18 protein-coding genes and 1 pseudogene are annotated in these 25,600 nt (G+C 57.5%); 2 read left to right on the forward strand and 17 right to left on the reverse strand.

Features of this window, described 5'->3' with window-relative positions; all coding sequences use genetic code 11:
- Positions 1-123, forward strand: a pseudogene (locus H7A81_RS11595) (xanthine dehydrogenase family protein subunit M); the annotation flags it as partial.
- Positions 113-2,311, forward strand: a complete 2,199-nt coding sequence (gene paoC / locus H7A81_RS11600; RefSeq protein ID WP_182057554.1) for an aldehyde oxidoreductase molybdenum-binding subunit PaoC — start codon at positions 113-115, stop codon at positions 2,309-2,311. The pseudogene H7A81_RS11595 and the gene paoC, both read left to right, overlap by 11 nt.
- 50 nt (positions 2,312-2,361) lie before the next feature.
- On the opposite strand, the gene H7A81_RS11605 is transcribed toward paoC, so the two are convergent.
- From H7A81_RS11605 to trbC, 17 genes are all read right to left on the reverse strand, one after another.
- A complete protein-coding gene (locus H7A81_RS11605) occupies positions 2,362-2,790 on the reverse strand; it encodes a thiol-disulfide oxidoreductase DCC family protein (RefSeq protein ID WP_182057555.1) in 429 nt (142 codons plus the stop codon).
- Between the two features lie 588 nt (positions 2,791-3,378).
- Positions 3,379-3,900 (reverse strand): type 1 glutamine amidotransferase domain-containing protein, encoded by a 522-nt coding sequence (locus tag H7A81_RS11610; protein WP_182057556.1) that lies wholly within the window; start codon positions 3,898-3,900, stop codon positions 3,379-3,381.
- Positions 3,901-4,414: 514 nt separating this feature from the next.
- Entirely contained in the window at positions 4,415-4,648 is a 234-nt protein-coding gene (gene chaB / locus H7A81_RS11615) for a putative cation transport regulator ChaB (RefSeq protein ID WP_182057557.1), read from the reverse strand.
- 994 nt (positions 4,649-5,642) lie between these two features.
- Positions 5,643-6,575, reverse strand: a complete 933-nt coding sequence (gene repA, locus H7A81_RS11620; protein WP_182057558.1) for a plasmid replication initiator RepA — start codon at positions 6,573-6,575, stop codon at positions 5,643-5,645.
- Between the two features lie 284 nt (positions 6,576-6,859).
- Positions 6,860-7,114 (reverse strand): RepB family protein, encoded by a 255-nt coding sequence (locus H7A81_RS11625; RefSeq protein ID WP_182057559.1) that lies wholly within the window; start codon positions 7,112-7,114, stop codon positions 6,860-6,862.
- Between the two features lie 133 nt (positions 7,115-7,247).
- Positions 7,248-7,784 carry a phospholipase D family protein gene (locus H7A81_RS11630; RefSeq protein ID WP_182057560.1) on the reverse strand — a complete coding sequence of 179 codons (537 nt, stop codon included), beginning with the start codon at positions 7,782-7,784 and terminating at the stop codon, positions 7,248-7,250.
- 85 nt (positions 7,785-7,869) lie between these two features.
- Positions 7,870-8,379, reverse strand: a complete 510-nt coding sequence (locus H7A81_RS11635) for a hypothetical protein (protein ID WP_182057561.1) — start codon at positions 8,377-8,379, stop codon at positions 7,870-7,872.
- 5 nt (positions 8,380-8,384) lie between these two features.
- Positions 8,385-13,523, reverse strand: a complete 5,139-nt coding sequence (gene traI, locus H7A81_RS11640) for a conjugative transfer relaxase/helicase TraI (RefSeq protein ID WP_182057562.1) — start codon at positions 13,521-13,523, stop codon at positions 8,385-8,387.
- An 8-nt stretch (positions 13,524-13,531) separates the two neighbouring features.
- The gene (gene traD / locus H7A81_RS11645; protein ID WP_182057563.1) at positions 13,532-15,706 is read right to left on the reverse strand and encodes a type IV conjugative transfer system coupling protein TraD; all 2,175 of its coding nucleotides are present in this window, start codon (positions 15,704-15,706) and stop codon (positions 13,532-13,534) included.
- Positions 15,707-15,878: 172 nt separating this feature from the next.
- The gene (locus tag H7A81_RS11650; RefSeq protein ID WP_182057564.1) at positions 15,879-16,790 is read right to left on the reverse strand and encodes a DUF6012 family protein; all 912 of its coding nucleotides are present in this window, start codon (positions 16,788-16,790) and stop codon (positions 15,879-15,881) included.
- A gap of 122 nt (positions 16,791-16,912) precedes the next feature.
- Positions 16,913-17,713 carry a hypothetical protein gene (locus tag H7A81_RS11655; RefSeq protein WP_182057565.1) on the reverse strand — a complete coding sequence of 267 codons (801 nt, stop codon included), beginning with the start codon at positions 17,711-17,713 and terminating at the stop codon, positions 16,913-16,915.
- Between the two features lie 19 nt (positions 17,714-17,732).
- The gene (gene traG / locus H7A81_RS11660; RefSeq protein WP_182057566.1) at positions 17,733-20,567 is read right to left on the reverse strand and encodes a conjugal transfer mating-pair stabilization protein TraG; all 2,835 of its coding nucleotides are present in this window, start codon (positions 20,565-20,567) and stop codon (positions 17,733-17,735) included.
- A gap of 3 nt (positions 20,568-20,570) precedes the next feature.
- Complete coding sequence (locus H7A81_RS11665) at positions 20,571-21,935, reverse strand: conjugal transfer protein TraH (RefSeq protein WP_182057567.1); 1,365 nt, start codon at positions 21,933-21,935, stop codon at positions 20,571-20,573.
- Complete coding sequence (gene traF / locus H7A81_RS11670; RefSeq protein ID WP_182057568.1) at positions 21,935-22,489, reverse strand: conjugal transfer protein TraF; 555 nt, start codon at positions 22,487-22,489, stop codon at positions 21,935-21,937. Before traF (H7A81_RS11670) ends, H7A81_RS11665 begins: the two co-directional genes overlap by 1 nt.
- 2 nt (positions 22,490-22,491) lie before the next feature.
- Complete coding sequence (gene traF / locus H7A81_RS11675; protein ID WP_255478945.1) at positions 22,492-23,265, reverse strand: type-F conjugative transfer system pilin assembly protein TraF; 774 nt, start codon at positions 23,263-23,265, stop codon at positions 22,492-22,494.
- Positions 23,262-25,112: a conjugal transfer protein TraN gene (locus H7A81_RS11680; RefSeq protein WP_182057569.1), complete on the reverse strand. Its 1,851-nt coding sequence runs from the start codon at positions 25,110-25,112 to the stop codon at positions 23,262-23,264. Before H7A81_RS11680 ends, traF (H7A81_RS11675) begins: the two co-directional genes overlap by 4 nt.
- Before the next feature lie 49 nt (positions 25,113-25,161).
- Entirely contained in the window at positions 25,162-25,593 is a 432-nt protein-coding gene (gene trbC, locus H7A81_RS11685) for a type-F conjugative transfer system pilin assembly protein TrbC (RefSeq protein ID WP_182057570.1), read from the reverse strand.
- Between the last annotated feature and the right edge of the window lie 7 nt (positions 25,594-25,600).

The raw sequence follows: 25,600 nt of genomic DNA on the forward strand, positions 1-25,600 counted from the left end.
GTATTCGATCGGCTCTTCAGCGCTGCCCTGCCCACTGAAGATAACCGCTTCAAACTGGTGTTGGCGAAACGCACGCTGGCTTCGGTACTGGCGGAAGCAAGGGGACTGAATCATGAAGTTTGAGACACCTGCGGGAACGAACCCCATAGATAACCTCCGGTATGTCGGGCAGCCGCTTGACCGCGTTGACGGGCCACTTAAAACGACGGGCAGCGCAACATACGCCTATGAGTGGCATGAAAACGTCCCTGGCCTGGCTTATGGTTTTATTGTTGCTGCACCGATCGCGAAAGGCACGATAACCGCCATCAGAATTGAATCGGCCCGTAACGCGCCAGGCGTACTTGCCGTCATTACCGGACTCGATGTTGAAGCGCTGGGCAAAGCGGATCGAAATGCGGCAACGCTGCTGGCGGTTGACAAAATTGAGCACTACCACCAAGCCATCGCCGTAGTCATCGCGGAAACCTTTGAACAGGCACGCGAGGCGGCTTACAGCGTGAAAGTGGATTACCAGGCGGCGCCGGGCCACTACAGCCTGGCCGCTGAGAAAGAGAGCGTCGATACGGCAATGCAGGATGAGCCTGACAAAAACATTGGCGACTTTGACCAGGCTTACGCTGAGGCAAGCGTGACGATTGACACCGTGTATACAACGCCCGACCAGAGCCACATGGCCATGGAGCCTCATGCCTCTATGGCTGTCTGGGAAGATGACAGGCTCACGCTGTGGACTTCCAATCAGATGATTGACTGGTGTCGTACCGATCTCGCAGAAACGCTCAACATGCCGATTGAGAAGATTCGAATTGTGTCTCCCTATATCGGCGGCGGATTCGGGGGCAAGCTCTTTCTGCGCAGCGACGCGCTGCTGGCGGCACTGGGCGCGCGTGCGACGTCCCGACCGGTAAAGGTCATGCTGCCCAGACCCGTCATCCCGAACAACACTACGCACCGGCCTGCCACCGTTCAGCACATCCGGATCGGCGCTGACAGCAGCGGCCTCATTACTGCCCTGTCACACGACAGCTGGTCCGGTAATCTTCCCGGCGGTACCCCCGAAACCGCCGTCCAGCAGTCGGAGCTGCTATATACCGGTGCCAACCGTCATACGGGACTGCGCCTGACCCAGCTTGATTTACCTGAAGGTAATGCGATGCGCGCCCCGGGAGAGGCCCCCGGACTGATGGCGCTGGAAATTGCCATAGATGAAATGGCGGAAAAAACGGGAATGGATCCCATCGCTTTTCGCATACGTAACGATACGCAGGTTGACCCGGCTCACCCGGAACGCTTCTTTTCCCGCCGTCAGCTGGTGGAATGCCTGAATATAGGCGCTGAACGGTTCGGATGGCATAAGAGGACGCCTCAGCCTGCGCAGGTGCGTGAGGGCCGGTGGCTGTTGGGCATGGGGATGGCCACCGGCTTTCGTAATAACATGGTGGCGACCTCCGGAGCGCGCGTCCATCTGGATGAAACCGGGCATGTGACGGTTGAGACTGACATGACGGACATCGGCACCGGCAGCTACACCATCCTTGCTCAGACGGCAGCAGAGATGATGGGTGTCAGCCTTGCGCAGGTCACGGTCAGGCTGGGTGACTCGGATTTTCCGGTATCCGCAGGATCTGGCGGCCAGTGGGGCGCAAACACCTCAACGGCCGGTGTCTATGCTGCCTGTGTGAAACTTCGCGCAGACGTGGCTGACAGGCTGGGGTTTGAAGGCGATAACGTGGTGTTCTCAGACGGGCAGGTCATACAGGGAGATCGCCGCGCCGCACTGGCCGCGGCAGCCGCCGGCGGTCCGCTTACCGCAGAGGACAGCATTGAATTTGGTGACCTTGACCAGCGATTCCAGCAGTCAACGTTTGCAGGACACTTTGTTGAAGTGGCGGTAGACAGCTTCACAGGAGAAGTGCGCGTAAGGCGGATGCTGGCGGTCTGTGCGGCCGGGCGCATTCTGAACCCCAAAACAGCGCGCAGTCAGGTGATTGGCGCCATGACAATGGGACTGGGGGCCGCACTGATGGAAGAGCTTGCCGTGGACGAAAAGCAGGGCTTTTTTGTTAACCACGATATGGCCGGTTATGAAGTCTCGGTGCATGCGGATATACCGGAGCAGGAGGTCATTTTTCTTGATGATGACGATCCGGTTTCCTCACCCATGAAAGCGAAGGGTGTGGGTGAGCTGGGCCTGTGTGGGGTCAGCGCCGCGATCGTCAATGCCATCTATAATGCCACCGGCGTCCGTGTCCGGGATTACCCGGTTACGCTGGATAAGCTGCTGGAAGGGCTTCCCGAGCTCCACTGAGCCCTACTCCGCCAGCTTGATGCTGGCTGGCGGAGCATCGGCAGAAATGTTCACTGGTTTAAAAAGCGGTCGGGATGGTCAGACTCCAGGGAACGCAGGGTATCGTAACGACCAAATATGCGATAACGGTTACGGGCAACTGAATTGTAGAGCGAGTCGGTGACCGCCAGGGGCAGAAAGCGCAGTAATGCCAGAAGCCGCCAGGGCCATGGCAGAAAGCGCATAATGCGGAAGATGGCCTCAGAGCGTATCCAGTATTGCTGCCCATTGAAAAGGACAATGGTATGGATGCTGTCTGCTGACATACCAATATGCTCCAGCAATACTCTCCCCTCCCGGCTCTGAACCGGGGCGAACCTGACGAACGGGGGCAGGCGATGAGACAGTAAAAAACGGACCCAAGCATTGCACAGTTTACAAACGCCGTCGTAAATGACCACCTGATCGCCGGGTGTCAGAATCGGAACGGGCTGTGACATAGTATCCTTAACGTTTTCGGTTACGGGATTGGAATAATCCCCTGTCTGCTTCCAGGTAGAAAGTTTAGCAGTCCCGCAGTCATATTGTATTTTGCTAAAGCTGAAGACCGTCAACCGCCACTTATCAGAAATGGTTTTTAGGAAGCAGTGAAGACGTGGTCTAGAAAGCGGCATTGTATAGCATTAACGAACTGACGCGGCTCCGGTCGGCGTGAGCGGAAGAAACGCCGAACGCCGGTTACATCCACCCGGAATCAGTTCCGTTTATTAGAATGCCCGCATTGAGGAGCTCATCGAGGAGACTCTCCAGCAGCAAAATATTCGTTAATGGACCCTAGAGAGGCATGATATTTCCTACCCAAGTCTCAGGGACGCGATGGGAAAAATGGCGGCAATGGGTCAGCCATTTGGGGGCATGTTTACCGAAGATGAAGTCATTGAGGGTGCCATAACAGGCTACGTGCTTGAAAAATGCTGAAGTGAGAAACTATACAAGCCTTATACGCGCGGGAGATACCGAAATTGTCCCTATACAGGGTAAGGAGGAGCCGCCATGTCTGGCGGCCGTCGGTCCAGGACATATAAAACTCATCCCTCATTGAGAATTCGCAGCGCTTCCCGGTTAAACGCAGGCAGGTCCTCCGGCGTACGGCTGGTGACCAGTTTATCGTCATCCACAACGACGTCTTTATCATAAAAGTCCGCCCCGGCATTACGCAGATCAATGGCGATCGCTTTCACGCAGGTCATCTTGCGTCCGCGCACGCCGTTGGCACTGATAAGCAACTGAGGCCCATGACAAATGGCGAATACAGGTTTCCCGCTGGCGACAAACTCTTTGGTGAAATTTACAAAACGATCGTCACCGCGCAGTGAGTCAGGTGAGTGGCCGCCAGGTAAAAGTAGTGCGTCAAACTCTGCAGGGCTGACGTGATCAATATCCCTGTCGATTTTGACTACCGCTTTACCTTGCTTACCTTTAACCGTTTTCCCCGCTTGCATCTCAATGGTCACCACCTCGTGCCCTGCTTTAGCATAGGCATCAGCGGGTGAGGTGAATTCTGAGTCCTCGAATTCATCGGTAATAAGGACCGCTATTTTCTTACCCATCTGTCTCTCCTTGCTGTGAAAACGCTATGCGTTTGTGGCTCGGTTAACCCATCAAGTCTGGTTGCGATAGCTTAAAACACAAGCCAGACGGTGCCGTTATGCAGATGAAAATCAGCAATCATGCAAAACAGGGGCGATAAGCGCAGCGAGAAAGGTGGGCCCGTGATGAATTCCACCGTGCTGGCTTATTCAGTTGATTGTGAAAACTGACGTGGGTGAATGTTCTCCCTGCTACGTGCATCAGATATTGAGGCAGGGCAATTGCATAAGATGGGAGAGAGCTTAATGAAGGACAGTGCCCTTAAGGCTCCATATGACATCAATAAAGGAAAAGTGCCCTCATGTGCTTTTATGGCGGTCTGCCAGTCGCAAAAGCATCATGATGAATCAATGCTCGCTGACTAAACGATTTTATGAGGCATGAAACGATGAAGGCACTTTTCTTCACAGCACGCCAGAAAATACGGCTGCGTAGCAGGTGTAGCAACGCTTTGGGCTGAATCGGGCAATGCGATCAGGATTTCTTTTTATGCCATTTGCTGTCGCTGCCTTTTTTATAACCATGCTTAACCGCGGCCCAGGCAACCTTATGTGAAACCTCCTCCCGGGTACTGTCCCCCTGGCGGTCGTTCTTATTTTCATACTCATCCCATGCACTGTTAAAAGCCGCCAGGTAAATATCCTGCGCATGGGCAGGAAGGACATGCGTAACACTGTCGGGAAGAGCACTTCGGGATTTGTAGGGCATGTACAGACTCCTCTGTTGATGACTTAATCCTGGTTCACTTATGACTTTTTTCAATGTCAGAAAAGGCGAACAAGGCTAATGGCGCTATACATACAGCCCGGAGCTGGCTGGGTCACTGATAATCCGGGTTGTTTACCTTGCCGGTAAACTTTTCTCTCAGAGTGGGAGTGTTTATCTTATTCCCGCCACGTCGTCGGCCCGGAAAGAAATGCGGCCATCCATTTGACTCTTTCACTCAATGGAGCAGAGGCGCCTCATCTGAATGTTATTTGATGCAGAATGAATACGCCGCCTTCAGCCAGCCTCGGATGATTCAGAACGTGATTCAACTCCTGTCCTGACGTCTCCCTGTCTGACCGCTGTTTAAGCAGCAGCCTTTCAGGCGCACGTGAGCAAGATGGTCGCAGACGAAAGAAAGAACCCGCGGCAACACTTTCAGCAATGAAGAACCCAGTAGTTACAGCATTCATATAGAAGCCTTAAACGACTTACCGGCCCTTTGGGCCGGGCGGCGGCGGCTGATCAGTGAGGGCAACCGGGGTGCAGGTACGGCTCGGGTCCGGGCAGAGAGGGGCGCGGGGTTTCAGGTCCGGCTCGGTGCAGGGGTTAACAGGAATAATATTGTGTGTTGTAACTAACATTTTATTGCCCACCGCCTGCCGGTGGGAGCTACCTTTAGGGTTGGGGTTTCCGTTTCGCTGTAATTATTGGATGTATATATGTCCACGCCGGCGCCATGCATGAAAACCTTCTTTATTACTTTGATTATTTCTTTCTGACGTAAGTCAGGACTGTCTTGCGCGTAACGGAGAATGTACTTGCCCGTAAAAGCGGGATACTGATTGCGGATAACTGTGGTTAAAAAAGGTGGCGCACGGTCTGTGGCCACTTTTCCTGTTTCAGGGGAAGCAAACACCGGCGTTGTTGTGTGCATTCTGTGTCCGCCACGATCGCCGCCACCGCCAGTCAAGGCGGTTAAAACAGCAGGATGATATCAGTGAACGACGTCAGGTATGTCGGGCAGCGCGGGCTCGTAATCGAGTCCCAGCTCCAGCTGGCGCAGACACTTCCACACCAGGCGGTCAAAGTCATGAGGTGAAAGATCGCGCCATGCATGAGCCGGGCGTGCGCGTAGCAGCTTGGCCATCGCGTTGCGCCGGTCATCCAGAGGAAGCTTGCTCAGTCTCTTGCGTCGCTTTTGCTTTGATGCTTTTTCCCTTCGGCTGACAAGTGTGGCCATACGCATGTGTTCATACCAGCGCCGGCGCGCAGCGCGAACGCTGATATGCGTTCCCGGCTCTATGATGCCGTCGGCTTCGGCAGCCAGGCGTTCATTACGCTCGGCAAGGAATTTATCCATGTCGATGCCGCAAAGCTCCCAGAACCGATCGGTCAGAACGATATGGCGTGGCATGCAGTAGCCTGTTGCCGGGTCCATTTCCAGATCCGGTCGCTCTATGAGGCCGTAGCGCTCCCACTCTTCAAACAGGCGTGAAAGCCGGCAGGGCTCAACACGGCTTTCCGGTATGATGTTGCCCTTTTCATCTTTCGGGCTCAGTTCGTCAGCCAGTTTGCTGCCATTAAATGTCACTACGGACGTGGCCATATCCGCACGCTGAACACACAGCGGCCACATCGCGTCATACAACGCCTGCTTTTCCGGGCGAAAATCACGTTTACGCCCTGCTGCATCGCGCAGCTGAACAAAATACGGGTGACGTGATATACGCTGACGCAGCGTCATTTTGCCTGTGGACTTGTCTTTTATGACAAGCCGGCTCATGGCATGCCCCATCTGCCCGGGGAGACGCTTATAGCCTTTTGGCGCAAACCACTCTGGATTAGAGCATTTGCAGGCGGTGGAGTGATCGCCGCGATGGCGATTATCGGGTCGTGAATATGTGGTGAGAAGTCCCTGCTTATCCATGTCCCCGGACGCTTATATTGCTCGGGAGGAGTACGCTCAGATTGAATTGTCTTTTTCCGGGCATAAAACTATACTCCCCGCACAGGGCAATAGTCCTGTGCAGTTGTATGGAAGCCCCGGTAATCTTGTCGCGTCGCCAAACAAGAAAGATTATCGGGGTTTTTCTTTTCTGATTTGGCCCTGCCGCCTCAGATTCCCTGCCATCTTACGGCGTGGCCAGCCATCAATTCTCAACTTTCCGTAATCTATCACCCACTCATGCTTTGAGCAATAACGTGAATGATTCACGTACCTCTTTTACGCACGAGTTCTTCACGAATGAGCCGCTCAAGGAGTTCAGACTGTGAAATACCCTCATCCTGACAAAGACCAACGAGAGCATCTTTTACCTCGTTCTCAAGGTAGACTCTGAGCACTTTATGCGTCTCACGCATTCTTGCCTGATAAGCTTGCGTGCGTTCTTTATCGGAAGCTGGATTTTTCCGATCGCGCGAGTTTTTCTTAGCGGTGGATGATGTTACTGAATCGCGGGCGCTCATGCTCGTACCCTGCTGCAAAATAAGACTTTCCGCAGAATAGCATAAGCCAAATCAGTAATATGCCTAATTTACGCTGACAGAAAAGCCACTGGCGAAAGGCTCATCTGTAACTATGAAAAGTGAGTAATGCGGATCAGTATGGAAGTTGGTAAGTGGTACCTTCATCCCAGCGGGACTGCCAGTGCTGCAGGTAGCGGCTGGCCAGTTCCGGCATGTTTTCAATGAGCAGCGCATTTTCGCTGTTACGCCGGGCAGCTGCTCGGGTGTAGTTATAGCTGCCGGTTTCCACCGTCCGCCCGTCTGCAACGATAAACTTGTCATGCATCGCGGCGTACCGGCCGTTCAGACGAACCGGAATATCACGCGCAGTAAGCAAATTTATCGCCGCCCGGCTGCTGCGGTTCTGATTCGCTTTCTCATCGAGCACTACGCGCACATCAACGCCGCGCATTCTGGCTCTTATCAGCGCCGCGGCGACTTCAGGGGAGGTGAAGCTGTACCCGGCGAGACGGATGTCAGACTTCGCGCGATCTATGATCCCGAGAACCAGCGCTCCAGCGCCGCCCTCAGGGGAAAATCCCGCGCTGACGCCGGACGCGGCATAAGCCTCCCCTGCTGGCACAAACGTTATCAGACCGCTCAGAAACAGCGGCAGAACAAAAATTCTCATGGATTTCTCCGGGGGTCGTGAGCGTGCCGGATTAATAATCCTGGACGCGAGGGACCGGTCAACCGCAGGGCGGCAGGCCGTTAATTCAGTCAGGTTTTACTGTCACCAGCACGTTTAAAAGGCTCAGATCCGAGTAGGTCTGCCTGACCAACTGCACGCCGGTAAAAAACACGGCGACGTTCAGAAGCGGCAGCAGGCTCAGGCTAACGTCATGCAGGGCCATACCCGCTAACGGCGGCAGGATCAGCGCGCTTACTCCAGTGGCCGCCATGACGGCCGTCAGGTTTCGCCCGCGCACGAATCGCCAGTTTTCCCGCTTCACCAGTTGTGGATGCAGTAGCAGCGTGACCGGCATCATGCCAGGGCGCGACTTCATCTCCCGCAGGCGCGACGCATCCACTTCTGGCAAGTTGTGTTCCGCTACAAACCCAGTGATGACGTCATCCACGGCCTGACGAATTCCCGTGGAACAGTCCCCGTTGCTGCCACGGCTCCACCGGCGCAGCAGCAGACCTGGCTCGCAAATTTCCGGCAGCCAGGCGAACAGCATCATCAGGACCACGATCGCCGTAGCGGCGCCAAGCATTACAGTCATAGCGTTCACTCCATCGTTTTCTGGGATTTCTGGCCAAACTCCGGCTCAGGCTCGCTGCGCTCATGGCGCATCACGTTGACTTCGTCGTTCATCATTGCGCGGTCGTCCCGCTCCGGCGACAGATCGTAGTCGCGGTAGTCGAATGCCTCCTCTTCCTGCAGTTCCGCCAGCGCCGCAGCCAGCGCGGCTTCGCGTTCGCTGTCTTTGTCCTCTAATGCCTCACGGGCTTCATCCTGCACAGCCGGCTCCGGCTCTTTCTCCTCCTGGTCCAGGGCAGCCTTAACTGCTTTCTCCAGCGCCTCGGCTTCTCGACGATCCAACTCTTCGCCCCCGGATGCCGCTGATGTTGCCGATGAAGCGGCGCGGCTGCTGTCCGGGCGTTCACTGTAGTCAGCAGAGAGCACAACCGGGCTTCCCGGGTTGTCCTTCATCAGCTGCAGCGCTGCCGCTAAATCTGTCGCTTCAAGCACCTTTCCGTGCTTTTCGCCGCGCTGCAGCACGATGCGGTGACCGTCCGCTGCCCCTTCATAGTGGGCGCCTGAAAAATCCACCTCCCCGCCTGAGGGCGATACCGGAACGTGGAGGTTTCCGCGCTGGCGGCCGTGCTCATTGATCACCGGCCAGAGCATCTCCGGGGTCTTACCGGCCATAAAGCGCGCGTCGGCCGTCAGGTCCCGGTCGACACGGTCCGCCAGGCGCGTGCCGGACACCGGCAGGCTTTTGTCCCACACTTGCATCTCACGGTCCGCGCGCACGTCCTCTGCGCGCATCAGCACGTCGTGCACCGTCTGGCGCCGCCCGCTTTTACTCTCCACCTTCGTTGCCCAGCCGGAGAGGTTGTCAAAATAGGTCTGCACGTGCTCCTTTGCCCTGGAAAGCTGTACATAGGTGCTGTCCAGCGCCGCCATCCGCCCTCTGGCACCCTCTTCGCCAAACAGGCCAATGAGGTACTTAACCGACGCGCCCTGCGAGCTGTAAGTGGTGACGGCATAGCCGTAGTCCATGTGGCGGTCGGCATAGTGCGCGGTGGGATTGAATGACAGCTGTCGGTCACCGGTGTTGAGCAGAATGGTTCCCTCCTCCGTAATGCCTGACACCACTGCCATGTCGCTGGCACGTACGTTGCGGTCACGATCCGTTGCCGTCAGGCGGATCCTCTCGCCCGGGCTGATGTCCCGCGTGATCTCCTTAAAGACCGCCACGTCTTCCTTGCGCAGCTCCGCGGGTCTGATCCAGCGGTCTGGCGTGCCATCAAGCCCGGCCATGCGCACCACGCCGCTCTCCTTATCCGTTTCTCCCACCCGGAAATACTGCTCGCCCCGGCGCATCACGTTATCCACCTGCGCTTCCCAGAACGCCTGGCGGCCCAGATCCGCGTTGCTGTTGTTCACGCGCACGAGCAGGGGCACCGTGACGCTGTCACCCAGCGCGCCTTGCGTCTGTAGCCGGTCATGCACCGCGCTGTTAATAGCCTCGCGGTCGGCGTTGAGCTCCGCCACTATCAGCGTATGGTCGCGCGCCTCCGGCGTCCGGCCTGCGTAGTCATCCGCAATCATCCCGATGAGAACTGGTTTTTCGGGTTCCCCGCCGACACCACCTGGCCCCCCGGCTTCCCGTGCCAGGCTGTTGCCATCGATGGTGCTGCTCTCCGGCACCCAGGCACTGTCCTGACGCGGCACGCCGAGGGGGCTCGTATCTGCCATGATGCGCACCGCCTCGCGTACGTTCCCGGCAATAACCGCCTCCACGGCGGGCTTAAGCGCGGGGATCTGACGCACGATTTCCTTCATCACCGCGACATCGGCCGCGCTGCGCTCCAGGGCTAGCGCAAACGGCGCGCCGGACTCCAGCGACTTCAGCTGGTCCCGGTCGCCGCTCAGCACCGCCCGGCCACCGCCTTCGGCGATCACGTTCATCAGGGAGGCCATCTGGGCATTGCCGTTCATGGAGGATTCGTCGATGACGAATACGGTGTTGCGAAAGTCACGCGCCTGGCCGGCGGCCTGCCACTGGCTGCTTTCACTGAGGAAGCTCGCGATGGTCTGTGCCGGGATACCCGCGCCGGACAGCTCGCTGACGGCGCGGTGCGTGGGCGCCAGCCCGCGAATGTCCGGGCCGTTTTCTGCGGCGGAGAGCGCGGCCGCTACGGTGCGGAACTGCGTGGTTTTCCCCACGCCGGCATAGCCCTGAATGGCGGTAAAGCGATCGCGGGTCGTCAGGATGAGGTTGCCCGCCTCGCGCTGCCCGCCCGTAAGCCCGGCAGCTTTCTCATCGTTCAGGCCGCCTTTCAACAGGGGTTCCACGCTGTTTTTGCCTTCCACAACGTGGCGCAGAATCGACACCTCGTTCTCAAAGTTCTCTCGCGAGATGTACCTGCCGGCAGCACCCTGTTCTGAGCTGAGCGCAAAAATCTCTCCGCGCTGCACCAGGCGCGACAGCTCTTCTCCCGCACGCGCGGGTGTGATGCTTCGGTCGACATTAATCACCCCGGCCAGCGCCCGGATGCCCGTGAACGTCACGTCGGTGCCGGTGGCGGTCTCAATGGCCAGCCGCATAGCGCGCTCCGCCTGCGACATCTTCCGTGAAGCCAGCTCGCGAAGCGCACCGGTAAGGTCACTGTCATCCGCGAGCGACTTGATGCCCTGCGTCACGCTGACCACCGGGCGGTTTTCCTCCAGGCGGCGGTTGATGGTGGTCTCGTCCAGTGGGGTGAAGGCAATGACATCCGAGCCGCTTCGGCGCAGCATGTTCACGGTCGCGTCGTTGACCTCTTTGCCCGCCAGTACCGCCACCACGCTGCCCCCGGTGCGACGGGTGGCGCCAAAAGACTCGGCGTAGGCGTGGTCAGCGTAGAGCGGCGCGTGTCGGTCGAGTTTCACCCGCTCGCCCTTTGCGTTCTCCATGGTGATGACGTCCTTAAACAGCCAGCGTCCCTCCTTAACGCCGGTAACGGTCAGGCGCTCTCCGCTGCCGGCACGGCTGCCGAGATCGGCCGTGGCGCGCAGCTGTTCACCCTCGCGCAACTCCAGCTTTTTCTCCCGAAACAGCCGGTAATGGCTGTCGATACTGCTGATGCTCACGCCCTGCGTCTGACCCTTGTCGTCTTTCAGGGTCAGCAGGTTGTGGCGCTCGCTGACGCCGGTAATGGTGAACACCGTTTTCTGGCCCTGCCCCTCGTGAAGCTCCAGCACCATACCCGCGCGGTAAACGCTGCGATCGTTGCGGCGGGTCGCGTCCAGCCATACCGGCACCCGGACTGTGACCTCGCCCAGCATCCGTCCGAGCAGCCCGTCATCGGTCAGGACCTCACGGGTGCGGGCCGTGAGCTGGTCGCGCGTGCGCGCATTCCCCGCCTGCAGCGACACCGGCCGCCCCTGCGCCCTTTCCTGGGAGTAGTAGCGCGCCGCCACGCTGAGCCGGTCTTCAACCGTATCCTTCTGTACCATCGTCACACGCACGTTTTCGGTCTTCGGTGAGGCGGTAAACTGCTTTACGCCCGCCGCGCCCAGCACTTCCGACGCAAAGCCCGCCGTGCGCCGCGCGTGGGTATCGGTCACCAGCGTCGTGCCATCGATCTGTGCCGCCTTCTTCAGCACATCGTGCAGGCCGGAAGTGTTAAAGCGTTCGGCCTCCGCCACCAGCACCAGCGGGCGCACCGGCAGCTCAGCGGTCTGCATCTCCTCCGCCGTCATAAGCCGTACGTCGGGCTTATCTCCAAAGGTCGCCACCTGGCGCTTTCGCGCGGCCCCGTCGGCGGCAACCACTATCAGCGGACGTTTGCTCTCGCTGGCCATCGCCATGATGCTGCGGTTGAGCTCGCTGATAAACTGCGTGCCGCCGCGCACGTCAATCATAGACACCGCGCGATCGGCGTCGGCCACCTGCGCCAGCACGCCCCGCTCGCCCTCCGGCACCGTCAGTCCGCCCTGCTTTTCCGCCATTCCACCGGCCAGCTGCGCCAGACGCGCCTCATCCCGGACGTGAGCGGCGGTGGTGAACAGCGTCTGGTTCTTGTCCACGGCAATCAGCTGACCACGTCCGATGGCGTTATCAATGGCGCTGCGCGCCTGCCCGTAGACGCCCGGGGCAACGGGAACGTGATTGAGCACGCTGGTCATCACGTCGTCGTAGGTTACGCGCACGCTTTTAGACGACAGGCGCTCGATGGCCTCACGCACCGCGCCCTCCAGCACCGGCGGCGTGGCTGCCTTTTTTTCCTGTCTGACGCTTTCAGCTTCACGCTGCTGGCGGCGCTCCTCCAGCTTCTCTCTGAACGTATCAACGTCAAAGCCGGTGTCCTTCAGCACCGACTGCCAGTGCTCACGCAGAATCTCCGGATCTTCAAAATGCTTGGCCTGCCTGGAATCCAGCGCGGCCATGCTTTTCTGCTTCGTCGTAGCGTCTTCCCCCACGAGATCGATGATGTCCTGACGGCGTGAAGAAAAGTGTTTTACCGGCACGCCGGTGATGTCCCACTCCCCGCGCGGACCGGTGTCTTCGGTCTGGTAGCCCGCCGGTTCGATGATGGAACGGAAATGCCCCCGATACAGCGCCCCGATGCTGACCTGCTCATTCCACACCACGTCCGTAAAACCCTGCTTGCCGGTGATATCGGTGGACAGCGTTTTCCAGCCGTTTTGCGAGAGCGTGGCGTTGGCCACAACCGCGTGCGTGTGCATCTGGGGCTCCAGATTGCGGCTGGTGTCGTGCATGAAGGTCGCAATCACCAGGTTGCCGGTTTTCTCCATTTCGGTGATGCCGTCGGTCATGGTGCGCGTGGTCGCGAGCTTTTCCACCTCATCCAGCGTGCGACGTACCGCCTCCTTGTGCGCGTCCACGAGGAAGCTGTCGCCGGTCACCAGCGCCAGCACCGAGGCGCTTTTGGGCGCTGAAAAGGTCAGGTCATAGCCGGGACGGTGTTTGTTCACGCCGCCTTCCATGCGGCGCATGTCGGTGCCGTCCGGCAGCTGTCCTTCTAGCACCGCCACAAAGGTATCGCGGTTGACCGGCCCTTCAAGGCCCAGATTTTCAGCACCCGTGCCGTACCACTCGGTGGACTGCTCGCCGAGGAAGTAATAGTTATCTTCGTTGGTATAGTAGGCACCGGCTTTACCGGCGCTTTTGATGGTTGAAACAGACAGCATGGGTCACCTCAGTTACGGTCCAGGCCAAAATCTGCGGATTTATGTTTCACCACGTCCATAACCTGAAGTGGCCTCTCGCTTTCGGATGGCGCGGCCGAAGCTGGCGCAGGGCTTTCCGGTGCGGCTGACGGTGTGGAATCAGGTACAGGGGGTGGGAGCGCGGTAACACGACCGCCAGCTTCTTCCTGAGCTGACTGAGCGTCTGTTTTCGCTGAAGCAGGCGTTGCGGTTTCAGCTGCAGGTGAGGTTGCTGATGGGGTCGCATCTGGCCTGCTCTCTGCTGCATCCGGGGCATCCCCGCTTCCCTGTGCCTCAGAGCCTGAAGCGGCCTCACCAAATAACCGCCCCACAATCTGGCCCGTCTTGTTGTCGCTGGTTTCGCCGGAGAGCGTTGCCTCAATGACCGGGTCAAACACGTCTTCAACGTCGCGCGGAATGCGGCCTTCTGCGATTGCGCGGTAAGGCTTCCAGGGCAGCTTCATGCGCACCACCGGCCATTCGCCCGGCAGGGTGATGTAACACTCCAGATCGTTCAGGCTCTGCACGTCGGAATAGCTGACCAGGAACTCGTTGATCTCATCCTTGGAGAACTGCACGCCGTCGCGGATGATGTCGATGCCGTAGCTGTACTGATCCTTGAACTTCTTATGCCGCTTCTCACCGATTTCCTTCTGCACCCAGTCCGCAATCGACCCGCTGGGCGCGCGGTAGAACACACGGGTGTTAAGCAGGTCCCAGATGGATTTGGCGGCGTTGGTACCGTAGGTTTCCTCCATTTGAGGGAAGTTCTGCAGGCCCGCGACGGTGCAGCCGCCGAACTTACGCCCCTCGGCGCAGAACTCAGGCAGGATGGGCAGCTTGTGCAGTGACGGCAGCTCGTCGAGGAAAATCCAGATGCGGCGGTTACGGTCGGCTTTCAGGCCGAGGATCCCAGACATGGTCATGTAGATCCACGCGCTCAGCAGCGGCTTAAGCGCGTTGTGGTTCTGGCCATCGCTGGAGATAAAAATCCACGGATTATCACCGCTCGCGTCTTCGGTATGGATCCAGTCGCGAATGTTAAACGGGCGGCGGCCGCTCTGGTCGAGCCCCTGTAGATAGCGCAGCGATCGCACGTAGGTGGTGAGAATGGTGCGAATAGTCATCGCGGTCTTTTCAATGCTGCCGTCTACGAGATTTGCCGCGTCTGTGCCCTCCAGAAACTGGCGCAGGTCCGCCAGGCTGATGGACATCAGCTTTTTCAGCAGCTCCCCTATGCTGCGCTCTTTTTCACGTGCCATACGCCGGGCGGTGGCCACAAACAGAGAGCGGGCGGAGAGCACCCAGAACGGGTCGCTGCTGCCGCTGCTGTCGGGAAGCAGCGAGGTCGCAAAGTTCTCGAAATCTCCGATGGTCTGGCACTCTTCCCACAGGTCCCACGGCGCACACCGGGCGTCAAACGGGTTGAGGATGAGGTCTTTGTCCTGACGGAAGAACGTCGGGATAAAGTTGTTACCTTTGTCATAAATAATGACGCGGTCGCCGCGCGCCCGCAGCTGCGTCAGCAGATCGTTCAGCGCGGTGCTCTTGCCCGACCCCACTGTGCCGTGGAAGCCAAAATTCTGCATCTCAGAGTCTTTCAGGATGTGCAGCCCACAGATGCTGAGCGGCGACATCACACCAGCGCTCTTAAGCAGCCGGTTAACGACCTTATAGCTGGTTGCCAGCACGCGGCCGCCGGTGAGTTCGCTCTCGCGCTGCTTAGCCCCTTTGCTGCCCAGAAACCAGGTGATGACCATGATGGCGGCGACAAAGCTGAACGCTGAGATGCCCCAGCCGTAAAAAGCGGTGTCCTTGACGTGCTGCCCCATCAGCACAAAGTACGGGTCGTTCATCACCTGCAGCGCGGTGTGCTTGAACGCCACCACCTCGCCATTTGGCCGCTCAAAGTGGAAGGTCCAGCCCGCCTGTGAGTGTTTGCCGGTGAGCTTTGCCAGCGGCATGATGAACCAGTGGATTAGCCAGTAGGCGCTGCCGTGAACGAACTCCTGCAGCGTGAGGCGCAGCAGCATCCAGCTGAAAAAAACCAGAGCGGAAAACAGCACGACCCAGTAGGAGGCGATGTTCATGATCTGCACAAACATGCCGATCATGTATTTCATCACCTGACCGCCCTGGGTAAAGTCGCGGGCGTTGAGGCTCATTGAAAGTCCTTAATGTGGAGCAGAGACGAGCACGCAGGGCTGCGGACAGGCGAAAGCCAGGCAGTTATCTGCGCAGGGTTTAATTACGGTGCGAACATGCCCGGGTGGGCTGATGTGATGTTCCGCCTCCTCCTCTTGACGCAGGGTGCGTCAGGAATTGCGGCGGGCGGCCTCAGCTGACTGAAACCTGAAACAGCGGCTGGTTAATCTGATTGCGGACAAATTGTCTGTCGGCGTCACTCAGCGACTGGTAATGCGCTGAGTGGTGCTGAATGCTGTTCATCAGGTCGGTGGTATTGGTGAAGAACACCGGACAGGCCGGCCTGACATCCTGCAGCACGGGCTCAATGATGTGGGTAAACGCATCAGCCAGCCCCTCCTCTTTCAGGTCATTTTCGACCATTTCTGCATACTCGCTGAGCGGACAGACAGTCACCCCGGGAGAGTCATACAGCACCCGCAGCGTCCCGGCATAGTCCCGAACCTTGCAGTCAAAAGCGTCTACCAGACCCGGCAACCTGCTGTTGCTACGTATGGGTGAAAGCAGACGTTCAGGCTCAACCGTGGCCGCGGTGTAGAATTCGTTCTGCTGCCGGATAATCCCGGCCGGATCGGCACGACGCCAGATGGATAGTTCGCGAACGGACGGATGATCTCCGGCATTCACACTCAGACGCGGCTGACAGGATGCCGGGATCCAGTTTCTGGCCACCGCCGGTGTTTTATCCCTGAAAGGCGTATTAAATACGCCGCTCCACAGGTGAATGGCGTCCGTAGCCGCATCGTCGTCGCCAACAACATGCATATGGACCCGATGCGTTGAGACATTTCCCTGCACCGCCCAGCGGGTAATGACCGTCAGATCCGCCACGGGTTGATCGGTATTTAGCAGGATGCCGTGAATAGCTTTACGTCCTTTTTTACGACAGACGTAGTGCAGCCGTTTATTAGGCGAAGGAAAACGGATTGTAATATCGCTATCATTCTGCAGATGCAGACCCAGCTCAGGGATTTCAACGTCGATTAGGTCTATAGAGATATTGGAATAGTTCAGAAAGAAAGATGGTGTTAAATGTATTAGCACATTCACCTCCATAATGGTTATTAAAAACAAAATCAACCAGCGCACATTTTAGTGAAAATAGGAAAGTTAACCCAAAGGGGAATGGAGTTCAGAAAGAAATAATTGAATTAACTTATAAGACTTTACCGATTGTCTTGAAAATCATTGGTAGCACTACCCCATGAATTGCCCTGAGAGTCAAATGTGCTGTCAATCATTGGTAAACCGGTAGCAGGATTAACTGAGCCTGCGGCTTGACCTGGAGAATGAAAATCTGTGTTTGATGTGTGAAAATCATCAAATGGAAACACCGTCGAGTCAATGCCTCTAGGATTTCCGAGCACATCTATGGCAGTGTTAGCCATTGGTAATCCATTAGCTGGATTTACTTCATACGATTCATCTTTACCGTTGCTCATCGAGGTGTTTGGCGGCGCGATTTTAGTATGATGACTTGTCATTATAAAATCCCTTGCTACTGCCAACACTTTTATCTCTTTGCGGAATTTTATCCATGACATCACCATTAAGAATATAAACCCAGCGGGAGGGATAATATAAGACCCTAAAAATGGGACGCTAAATTTAGAGCAAGCGAATGAAATCAATAAAACTGACAATAGAACTTTTGACACAAACGACATCCATTTCGATATGGACCTTTTAGATACAACCCCCCGTATCAACGATGAAGATATCTTGTATACAGATATATAGGTAAGAACAGGAACTATCATTATTGTCAGCACGATGAAAGTCAGTAAACTGACAAGGCTGTGACCTCCAGAACTTTCAACTGAAACAAGCTGCAAAGCTACAACCCCTACCCAACAAAATATTAAAAGCTTTGGGATTCTCTTCATTCCGCGGAATAATGGAGGAAAAGACGGAACATCTTCATCGAAACGCATTTTAACCAATGCATACTTCTGCAAAATATTCATTTAAATCTCCCAAAGTATCTTAATCATGATCCGTCTTTGAAAACTTTCTATAATCCCCAGGTAGTAAGGTGCCTTGATTCTTCTCAGCGCCGGCCTTATTGATTAAGTATTCGTTTGACTTCTCCGTGTACTCTCCCATTCGGGAAGAAATTCCATCATCAGTATCACTCTTGCCTTGAGCAATTTGAGCCTGTGCATTCAGTGCTCTATCTTTTACAACTCTTTGTTGAGAATCAACCTCATTGTCAACTTTAGCGCGAATACCATTATTAGACGCTCCCGCATCAATCTTATTGTTTGCATCTTTATAAGCCCCTCCAAACTGAGCGCCTGCAGTATTCACCGGTGCACTCATACCCTCACCCGTGCTCCCTGAGTTTTGTGCATAGTTGCCATCAACACGGCCCTGCAGCTTTTCAGCAAAAAATTCCTGAACCAGACCGTCACGCTGTTTCTGAACGCTTTCATCTGATGTGTTAGTGAGAATGGTTTCGGCATTACTTGGCGAGCGCTGCATTGCCCACTGTACAAACTGCTGCGTGTAGTTATCACGCGCGCCTGCGCTAAGCGTTTCAGTCTCAGAGGCCATCTTCTGCATTTCGTGCGTGTGCGCCTGACTGGCTGTGTACTGGGCATATCTGCTGTCAGAGGTAGTGATGCCGGAGGAAATCTGCCTCATCAGACCTGACGCATTGTTATCTACATGCTGACCGTTATAAGTTGTGCTGTAGTTACGCAGCACATCCATTCCCTGGCTGAAGTCCTGAGATTCCCGAGCTGATATCGTTTGAGAATTATCATTTCCACTTTGTCCACCTTCGCTCGTCTGAGATGTTGATCCGGTGCGTGCGGTAATATCAGCACCTGTATGTACATCTCCCTTGATTGATGCTCCCGTCAGCCATTGCCCCGGCTTACCCCATAACGCCTTGCTTGAGTCCATCCCTGCTTGAGCCCTAATCCCAACATTTGCGGACTCATTTCGGGCTTTATCTTCCAACTCTGAATATGCCTCATTAAGGCCGATATGATTGCGGGTCGCGTAATCCTGCGCCACGCTCTGCATTTTGTTCACGCGCTCCGCATCGGTTACGGTCATGCCGGTCTGAGAGGACAGCGTGGTCGAATCACTGTTGCCGAACTGTTCATGGAACTGCTTAAGCTGCGAGCCGGTTTCCTGCACCGAATGGTTGTAGCCCTGCGCCGCCATCTCAGTCTGTGCCATGCTGTCGCGCACCGAGCGCTGCGCCGCGCTCGCGAGGTTACGGTCAAGATGCAAATCGACCGGCAGGCGGCTGGTCGCACCGGATGAGTCGTAAACCGTCTGACCATCCTGCGTCATCGTGCGCGTGGCGCCGTTGCCCAGCTGCATGGTCGTCATCCCCTCGCGATAGGCGCGGTTCAGATCCGTTTTGTGCCCGTTGATATTGTCGAGCTGCACGTTACCCACGCTAAGGTTTCCTGACGCCACCGCCGCCGAATCGGACGCTGAGGCGCTGCTGAGCGCACTGCCGAGGCTGGAGCTGAGGCTCGCAAAGCCCTGACCCAGTCCGGTAAACAGGCGGAACGCCAGGAATGGGATGGAGAGCATCAGCCAGCCCGCTATACCTGCCGTGGTGGTGCTGGTCTCCATCAGACGATTCATGTTGGAAAGCGTCGGCCCCGTGGCGTGAAAGCTGTTCTGCGTAGTGTAGTTCACCGCAAAATTGAAGATGGCGAACATCACCGGCCAGAGCATCAGGCTGCCCATAAAGTTCAGGTAGCTTTTGATAACGGACCAGGCGATTTCCCGCACGTACAGCGCGAGCACCATCACCGGAAAAATACAGATGCAGAACAGCAGCAGTACCGTGTGCAGTTGCGGCAGCACTTCCGTTGCGATGGTGTAGCTCACCGCGTGGGACAGGCGAAGCTTCATCAGCGACTGTTCGGACGCGATGTCCACCATTGAGGCGGTGTCGTTCATGCCCTTCACGTAGCTGTTCAGGCCGCGACGCAGACCCGCCACGGCGATGTTCTGCATCATGATGCTCTGCGCCGATTTGCTGCTGCCAAGGAAGTAGTCGTAAGAACCTGCCAGCTGCTCGGCATAAACCATCTGCGGGGCGTTGTTGCCCGGCAGCATGCGGACCGCGTGGGCCATAAACGTCGTGCCGGTGGTGTTACTCTCCGCCGTAAGCAGCGTTTTCAGACGCGGCGCCGCGTCGCGGCACACCATGAACGTGGTACCGGTGGCGTCCCGCCAGTAAACCGCGCGCAGCGGGCTCGGATTGCTGAATATCTGCGCCTGCACGTCTTCCGACTCCATCACGTCCTGCATGCTGTACTTGTTGTTCAGCATGATGTCCGGCACCACGCAGTTTTTCGCGTACTCCCCCATGTTGTAGGTCAGCACCGGGTTGCGGCTGTCAATGGTAAAGCTGTCCTGCATCAGCTTGCTTGCGAACAGCATCCCGGTTTTGGTGTAGGACCGCTCGTCCGGGAAGTGAAAGATGTCTTCATAGGTGGTCGTGAGCGTGTAGCCTACGCCTGTCGCCAGGTATAACGGCATGGCGAGCCCCACCGGCACGTTGTCCACCCGCCCGATGGTGTCCGGCGCGGTCAGGTCGTTAACCACCACCGTCACCCTGGGCGTCAGCAGCAGCGCCGTGACCAGCGTGAACGTCAGCCCCCAGCCGAACATCGCGGTGAGGTTGTGCGTGCGCAGGTAGGTCATCACGCAGAAGGCGATGCCCAGCATCTCCGCCACCCAGATCGTACTTTTCCAGCCGCCGTTTTCCATGACCGTGGCCACCGCGTTGAGGCCCATGGTTATCATGCCGCCGGAGCTGACCACCCAGATATCAAGCGCCATACGTTAACCCCCAAACTGGTAGTTCGACAGCACGCTGTCGGAGACGGATGAAGAGAGCTGCTGGCGCGTTTCTGACAGGCTGCGGTCGTACTCGGCAAGCCCGTTCTGCTGCACCTGAATGCGCTGCACGCGCGCGCTCAGCTCATTGCGCACCTGACGCAGGTTCTCTCGGAAGTGTTTGTTCTCTTCTTCGGTGTCGAGCGTGCCGGCTGCGCCGCTCGCGGCCACATCGATCAGCCCGTTGATGTAGGACATCACCATGTCGGCCGCGATGTACTCCGCGAGGCTGCTGACCACGCTCTGATCCATGCCCACCGATGCGGAGTCGATGGTGTAGCGCAGGATGCGCACGCGGGTGCTGTTGATGAGCGCCTTCTCGTTCTCCGTCATTGCCGTGTCGCTGCGGGCCTTGTCAAAGATGTCGTTGAGCATGTCGCGCACCCTGCCGGTCATCCCTTCGTCTTCGCTGAGCGTCAGGTCCGCAATGGTTGGTGAAAGGCAGGTGGTGTTGTCGTTACAGCGGTAAATCTTCTCGGTACCGCCATTCAGCAGCGTGTTGAACATCGACTCGCTGCCGCCGCGCGGCTGCAGAAACGTCGGGTTGCCGTTGGCGTCATAAATCACCGTGCCCACCATCGACATGATGAACTCCTTCAGCGCCCGATCGTTGCTGAAGAACTGGTTGAGCTTCGTGAAGGTGTCCCACGTCAGGTTGCGGTTGCGCGGGATGCGTTTTTTCTCGTCGTCGGTCGCCTTGTTAAACACGCTGTTGGTTTCGCCACCGACGCCGCATCCCTGACGAGACGCCGCCCAGTCTGAGAACACGTCGTGCTTGGTGCCGAGGTCCTGACAAATCTGCGAGCTGGCGGCCTGCGTTTTGGGCCACAGGCCGCCGACGATGGACTGCGCCGCTTGGCAGGTCGAGATGTTCATATTGTTGGTGTCGGCGGCGAGCTTCTGCAGATAGTCCTTCACCGCCTTACACTGCGGGCAGATGGTTTCCAGCCCGAGGTCGAAGGCGTAGCCCGCCGCGTTACTGAGTATCTGCTTGCCCATGATTTTGATGCTGTCGCTGTTAATGAAGCTGAAGGAGCCGAGGTAGGCGTCAATGCCGCCGCAGCCCGACTTGATATCGGGCAACGTCACCGATATCAGCTGGATGTTGCGCACCGGCGCACGGATAAACAGGTTTCCCCCGGTCAGATAGCCCGCCGACTGCCCTTTCCAGGCGGCCCCCTGCGTAAAGTTGCCCCCGCCGCCGCCCATGTCGTTAAAAAACTTGTTGATGTCGTTCTGAACGTCAGCATTTATGGCAGTGGAGAACAGCAGGCCGGCTACAAGGCCCGCACTTAGCAAGAACTTACTCATCACAGCACCCCCAGATGCACGGCCAGCGCAAACGACTCATCCAGGCGCTGCTTCAGCGCCTCCTCGCTCATTTCCCCCTGCGACAGCGGAATGGTCACCAGCGACTGCGTGTTGATGATGAAGTCGGTGGGCGTTGCCTGCGGCAGCTCCGCAAAGAAGTCCTTCAGGATGCCGTCATTGACCGGCATCACCTTCGGGAAGACCGCATCGCCCTTGCCATCAAAGCTGTAAACGAAAATACCGATGCCGGTCTGTTCAGAGACCGACTTCAGGGTCGGGTTGAAGCGGTGGCAGTACGGGCAGTCGGAGCGGACGAAGTGCACGATTTGCCAGTGCCCCACGTCCAGGCGGCGGCCGTCGCTCAGGTGGTACCACACCGGTCTGGCGGATGCGGGCTGCTCTGATGGCACGGGCGGATCTTTTTGTGGCTGGACTTCCGCTGGCGCATCTGCGCCCCCTTTCGCCTGCTCCAGGCGGGCAATGTCGTCAATCGTGCTGGCACTGGCCATAACCGGCGCGAGCATCAGCAGCGCGGCAAAGAGTTTCGCAATCATGTTTAATCCTCGGGCTGGAAGTCGGTAACGATGTTGAGCATGCGGCGAGCCAGGTCATCCTGGGTGATGAAGCCGTACGCCAGCGGCTGGTACTGCTTCGTGCGCGGTTCCACCAGGTAAATGGCAGGGAAGTGTTCGATTTTCATTTTCTCGGCCTGACCGGCGTTTTGCCGGGTGTCCGGCAGGTCCGGGCTCGCGCGCCCGTCCACGGTCACGGGGATGACGGTCAGGCCGTACTGCTCGCTGAACTCCTTCACCACGCCGCCGAGACGGTTGTCCAGCGGCTCGTTGCCGCGATAGAAGAAGAACACCCCGTAGCGCTGATTGACGTAGCGAATAGCCGCCTGCTGCTTCTGACGCTGCTCCGTGTACTGGATGTTAGCGGTGCCGTTGTAAAACGGGTGCTTCAGGCTGTAGTCGAGCTCCGGGTTATCCAGCAGCACCTTCTCCCAGCGCGAGGCGAAGAGGCTCGCCTGGTTCACCATCCAGTCCTGAACGACCTTGTAGCGCCGGATGTTCTCTGAAGAGGGGTGCAGCATCGCTTCGTTCATCAGGTTGTCGCGGTAGGCCTGCAGCCGCTTCATCTTTTGAGTGGGCGATTCCTGTGGTGGCGCGGCAGGCTGCGCAGGCTGTTCCTCTTCTTCTTTTTTGACCGGCTCGTTGTACCAGTACCAGCCCACGGCCGGATCGTAGTGGTAGCCGTCCGGCTGTTTATCCTCGGCGGCATAAAGCGGCAGCGCCGCCAGCAGCAGCGACAGGCAGAGGTGTTTTTTCACGGCTGGTCTCCTGACTTCAGGCTGTTCTGGATGTCTGACTGAATGCGTTCCGTGAGCGCCCCTTCATCGGGCAGCTTCACGTTGCTGTTGAGGTCGTTGTAGAAGTCGCTGAAGTCGATGCGGTCAAACTTAATGCCCTGCAGCTCGGCGATTTTGATGCCCCGGCAGTCCGGGCTGCTGGCGTCACCAAAGCTGATGCCAAGCTGGTCGCGACGACCCTGCTCCTGCACGATGCGGGCAAGCTTGCTGTCAAACACGCAGTAGCCCTCTTTCTTCTGCAGACAGACGCCGAGCACCTTGCGCGAGCAGTAAGAGCCGACCTTCACGACGAGCTTCTTCTCTTTGCCGGTGCCAATTTCCTTTTCCTCGGTGTTGCACTGCGCGAGTCCCGCGTCCTGACCCCAGCCGCCGCTTTTGCAGCAGTTGCTGAAGCCCGCCGCGCTCTGGCGGCAGGACATGCCCTTGCCCGTAAAAGCGGTGACCTGATTCGGATCGATGCCTTCCACGTTCTCGCCGTAGGCGGCGAGCGCGGCCAGCTGCGACACGGCCTGCTCGAAGTTCTGGTTTTCACCCGTCTGCATGGCCGAACAGCTGCCGTCAGAGCAGTAGAACTCGGAGCCGCAGAGGTAGCCGGTGCTCTTCACGGTGTGTGCACACTGGTAAGTCAGCTTATTGAAGACGCAGAAGTTACCGATTTTCTGCGTGCAGGTGCGGGTGCCTTCGCTGCAGTTGGGATCGTCGATGTACGCCTGGCAGGTATTGGTGTCGTCTTCATACAGGTTCCACTGCGTGGTGTAGCCCCAGCAGTCGCTGTACAGGCTGTAGGCCTGACCGCCGACCGTCACCGAGCGGGTTTCACCGGGCTCGCTGCACGTCTCACTCATCTTCACGGCGTCGCCCATGTCCGCCGGGCAGCTGCTGGTCCACTGCAGGTCGGCCTTCACCGTGTCGCGCACGCCCTGCATTGGAAACGTCATGCGGAAAACGTATTTCCCGCTCGCGATGTTTCTGAGAATGCCGTCACGAGTTGACTCATAATAGCCGTCAGTGTCGTAGTGCAGTTGCAGGGTAATCACCTGTCCTTTGGTGACCTGCTGCGCAGAGATATTCATCGCACCGCTATTGTTAATTTTCAGCTTAAACTGCTGACCGAAAGCCCGGATCGAGTAGCCCAGACGATCGCCGTGCCAGTCTGAAGCCGCCGGATAAAGCAGCTCCCAGGTGCCGCTGCTGATGGTGCCGTCTTCAGGTACCACGAAGTCAAACAGCATCCAGTAACCGTCTGCTTTTTGCCCGGCTACGTTGCGGGCATCCAGCACCAGCTGCGTGCTGTAGGCCTCGCGCGAACCGGTGGTCACAATGGTCGCCTTGCGGGTGCAGGACTGCATCAGGTTGTTGGCCAGCTCGCAGGCGTGCGTGGTGTAGGTGGTTTTGTTCAGCTCCTGCGCCACGCACTGGCTGCCGTTGACGCCGGTAATGGCGTTCGCGTTTTCACGTATCTCGTCGCTGTACTTCATCATGTCCGAGTCGTAGCTGAGCTTGTCCGCCAGGTTGTTCACGTACGATTCGCGCGCGGTCTGCCCGAGATCGGACTCCGTGAGTTCCTTCTGCCCCTGAATGTCGATATCGCTCGACGTCTGCGTCGGGTCGCTGTAAAGGTCGCGCTGCGGCGCGTCTGAGCTGTAGTTGTCGAAATAACTCTCCGGATCGGCGCTGGTCGTGCCGTTTGCGGATTTACCGGCGCTGATGCCTTCCTGGTTCGACGCATCCATGGATGCCGCCTGAATGCTTGCGGACAGGCAGGCCAGCAGCAGTCCCTGAAGCCAGGCGCGTGTGGGTGTATTCATCTGGGTTTTCCGTAAGCGTGAAAGGTTGCCCGCCGCAGCGGGCAGAGCGTCAGGGGTTGTCCCGGCAGTCGCCGCGCTGACCGATCATGTCCAGCGCCTGACTCAGCGCGACGTTGCCGTAAACGATGTCAAAGTGGTCGCCGCACTTCTTCACCAGCGCCGGAACCTGCTTCACGCCGTATCGCGCAAAGCGCACCGGGTCTATCTGTATTCCGCGCACCTTGTAGGTGGTGATGAGGTTTAGCATGTACTTCGCCGTCTGATCCATGTTGTCGTTGATAAGCCCCCGGAAGTAGACGGGGATGTTTTTCGCCTCCGCCGCCTTCATCAGGATGGCCAGCTCCTTATCCGGCAGGGAAGACGACAGGAAGTACGCCGTCTCGTTTTCCGTGCTGGTCACCTGTGTGCCGTCGTCAGCCAGCACCGGCAGGCTGCCGGCCAGGCAGGCGCTGAGAAACAGCGCCGCGTTCAGTCGTTTCATGTGTGCC

This window comes from Pantoea sp. ME81 (genome assembly GCF_903970985.1).
In the GTDB taxonomy this organism is placed as follows: Bacteria; Pseudomonadota; Gammaproteobacteria; order Enterobacterales; family Enterobacteriaceae; genus Pantoea; species Pantoea communis.

What these genes read in the sequence shown, in the direction of transcription:
- paoC (WP_182057554.1), top strand. Translation starts at nt 113, where the DNA reads ATGAAGTTTGAGACACCTGCGGGAACGAACCCCATAGATAACCTCCGG.
- H7A81_RS11605 (WP_182057555.1), bottom strand. Translation starts at nt 2,790, where the DNA reads ATGTCACAGCCCGTTCCGATTCTGACACCCGGCGATCAGGTGGTCATT.
- H7A81_RS11610 (WP_182057556.1), bottom strand. Translation starts at nt 3,900, where the DNA reads ATGGGTAAGAAAATAGCGGTCCTTATTACCGATGAATTCGAGGACTCA.
- chaB (WP_182057557.1), bottom strand. Translation starts at nt 4,648, where the DNA reads ATGCCCTACAAATCCCGAAGTGCTCTTCCCGACAGTGTTACGCATGTC.
- repA (WP_182057558.1), bottom strand. Translation starts at nt 6,575, where the DNA reads ATGGATAAGCAGGGACTTCTCACCACATATTCACGACCCGATAATCGC.
- H7A81_RS11625 (WP_182057559.1), bottom strand. Translation starts at nt 7,114, where the DNA reads ATGAGCGCCCGCGATTCAGTAACATCATCCACCGCTAAGAAAAACTCG.
- H7A81_RS11630 (WP_182057560.1), bottom strand. Translation starts at nt 7,784, where the DNA reads ATGAGAATTTTTGTTCTGCCGCTGTTTCTGAGCGGTCTGATAACGTTT.
- H7A81_RS11635 (WP_182057561.1), bottom strand. Translation starts at nt 8,379, where the DNA reads ATGACTGTAATGCTTGGCGCCGCTACGGCGATCGTGGTCCTGATGATG.
- traI (WP_182057562.1), bottom strand. Translation starts at nt 13,523, where the DNA reads ATGCTGTCTGTTTCAACCATCAAAAGCGCCGGTAAAGCCGGTGCCTAC.
- traD (WP_182057563.1), bottom strand. Translation starts at nt 15,706, where the DNA reads ATGAGCCTCAACGCCCGCGACTTTACCCAGGGCGGTCAGGTGATGAAA.
- H7A81_RS11655 (WP_182057565.1), bottom strand. Translation starts at nt 17,713, where the DNA reads ATGAATATTTTGCAGAAGTATGCATTGGTTAAAATGCGTTTCGATGAA.
- traG (WP_182057566.1), bottom strand. Translation starts at nt 20,567, where the DNA reads ATGGCGCTTGATATCTGGGTGGTCAGCTCCGGCGGCATGATAACCATG.
- H7A81_RS11665 (WP_182057567.1), bottom strand. Translation starts at nt 21,935, where the DNA reads ATGAGTAAGTTCTTGCTAAGTGCGGGCCTTGTAGCCGGCCTGCTGTTC.
- traF (WP_182057568.1), bottom strand. Translation starts at nt 22,489, where the DNA reads ATGATTGCGAAACTCTTTGCCGCGCTGCTGATGCTCGCGCCGGTTATG.
- H7A81_RS11680 (WP_182057569.1), bottom strand. Translation starts at nt 25,112, where the DNA reads ATGAATACACCCACACGCGCCTGGCTTCAGGGACTGCTGCTGGCCTGC.
- trbC (WP_182057570.1), bottom strand. Translation starts at nt 25,593, where the DNA reads ATGAAACGACTGAACGCGGCGCTGTTTCTCAGCGCCTGCCTGGCCGGC.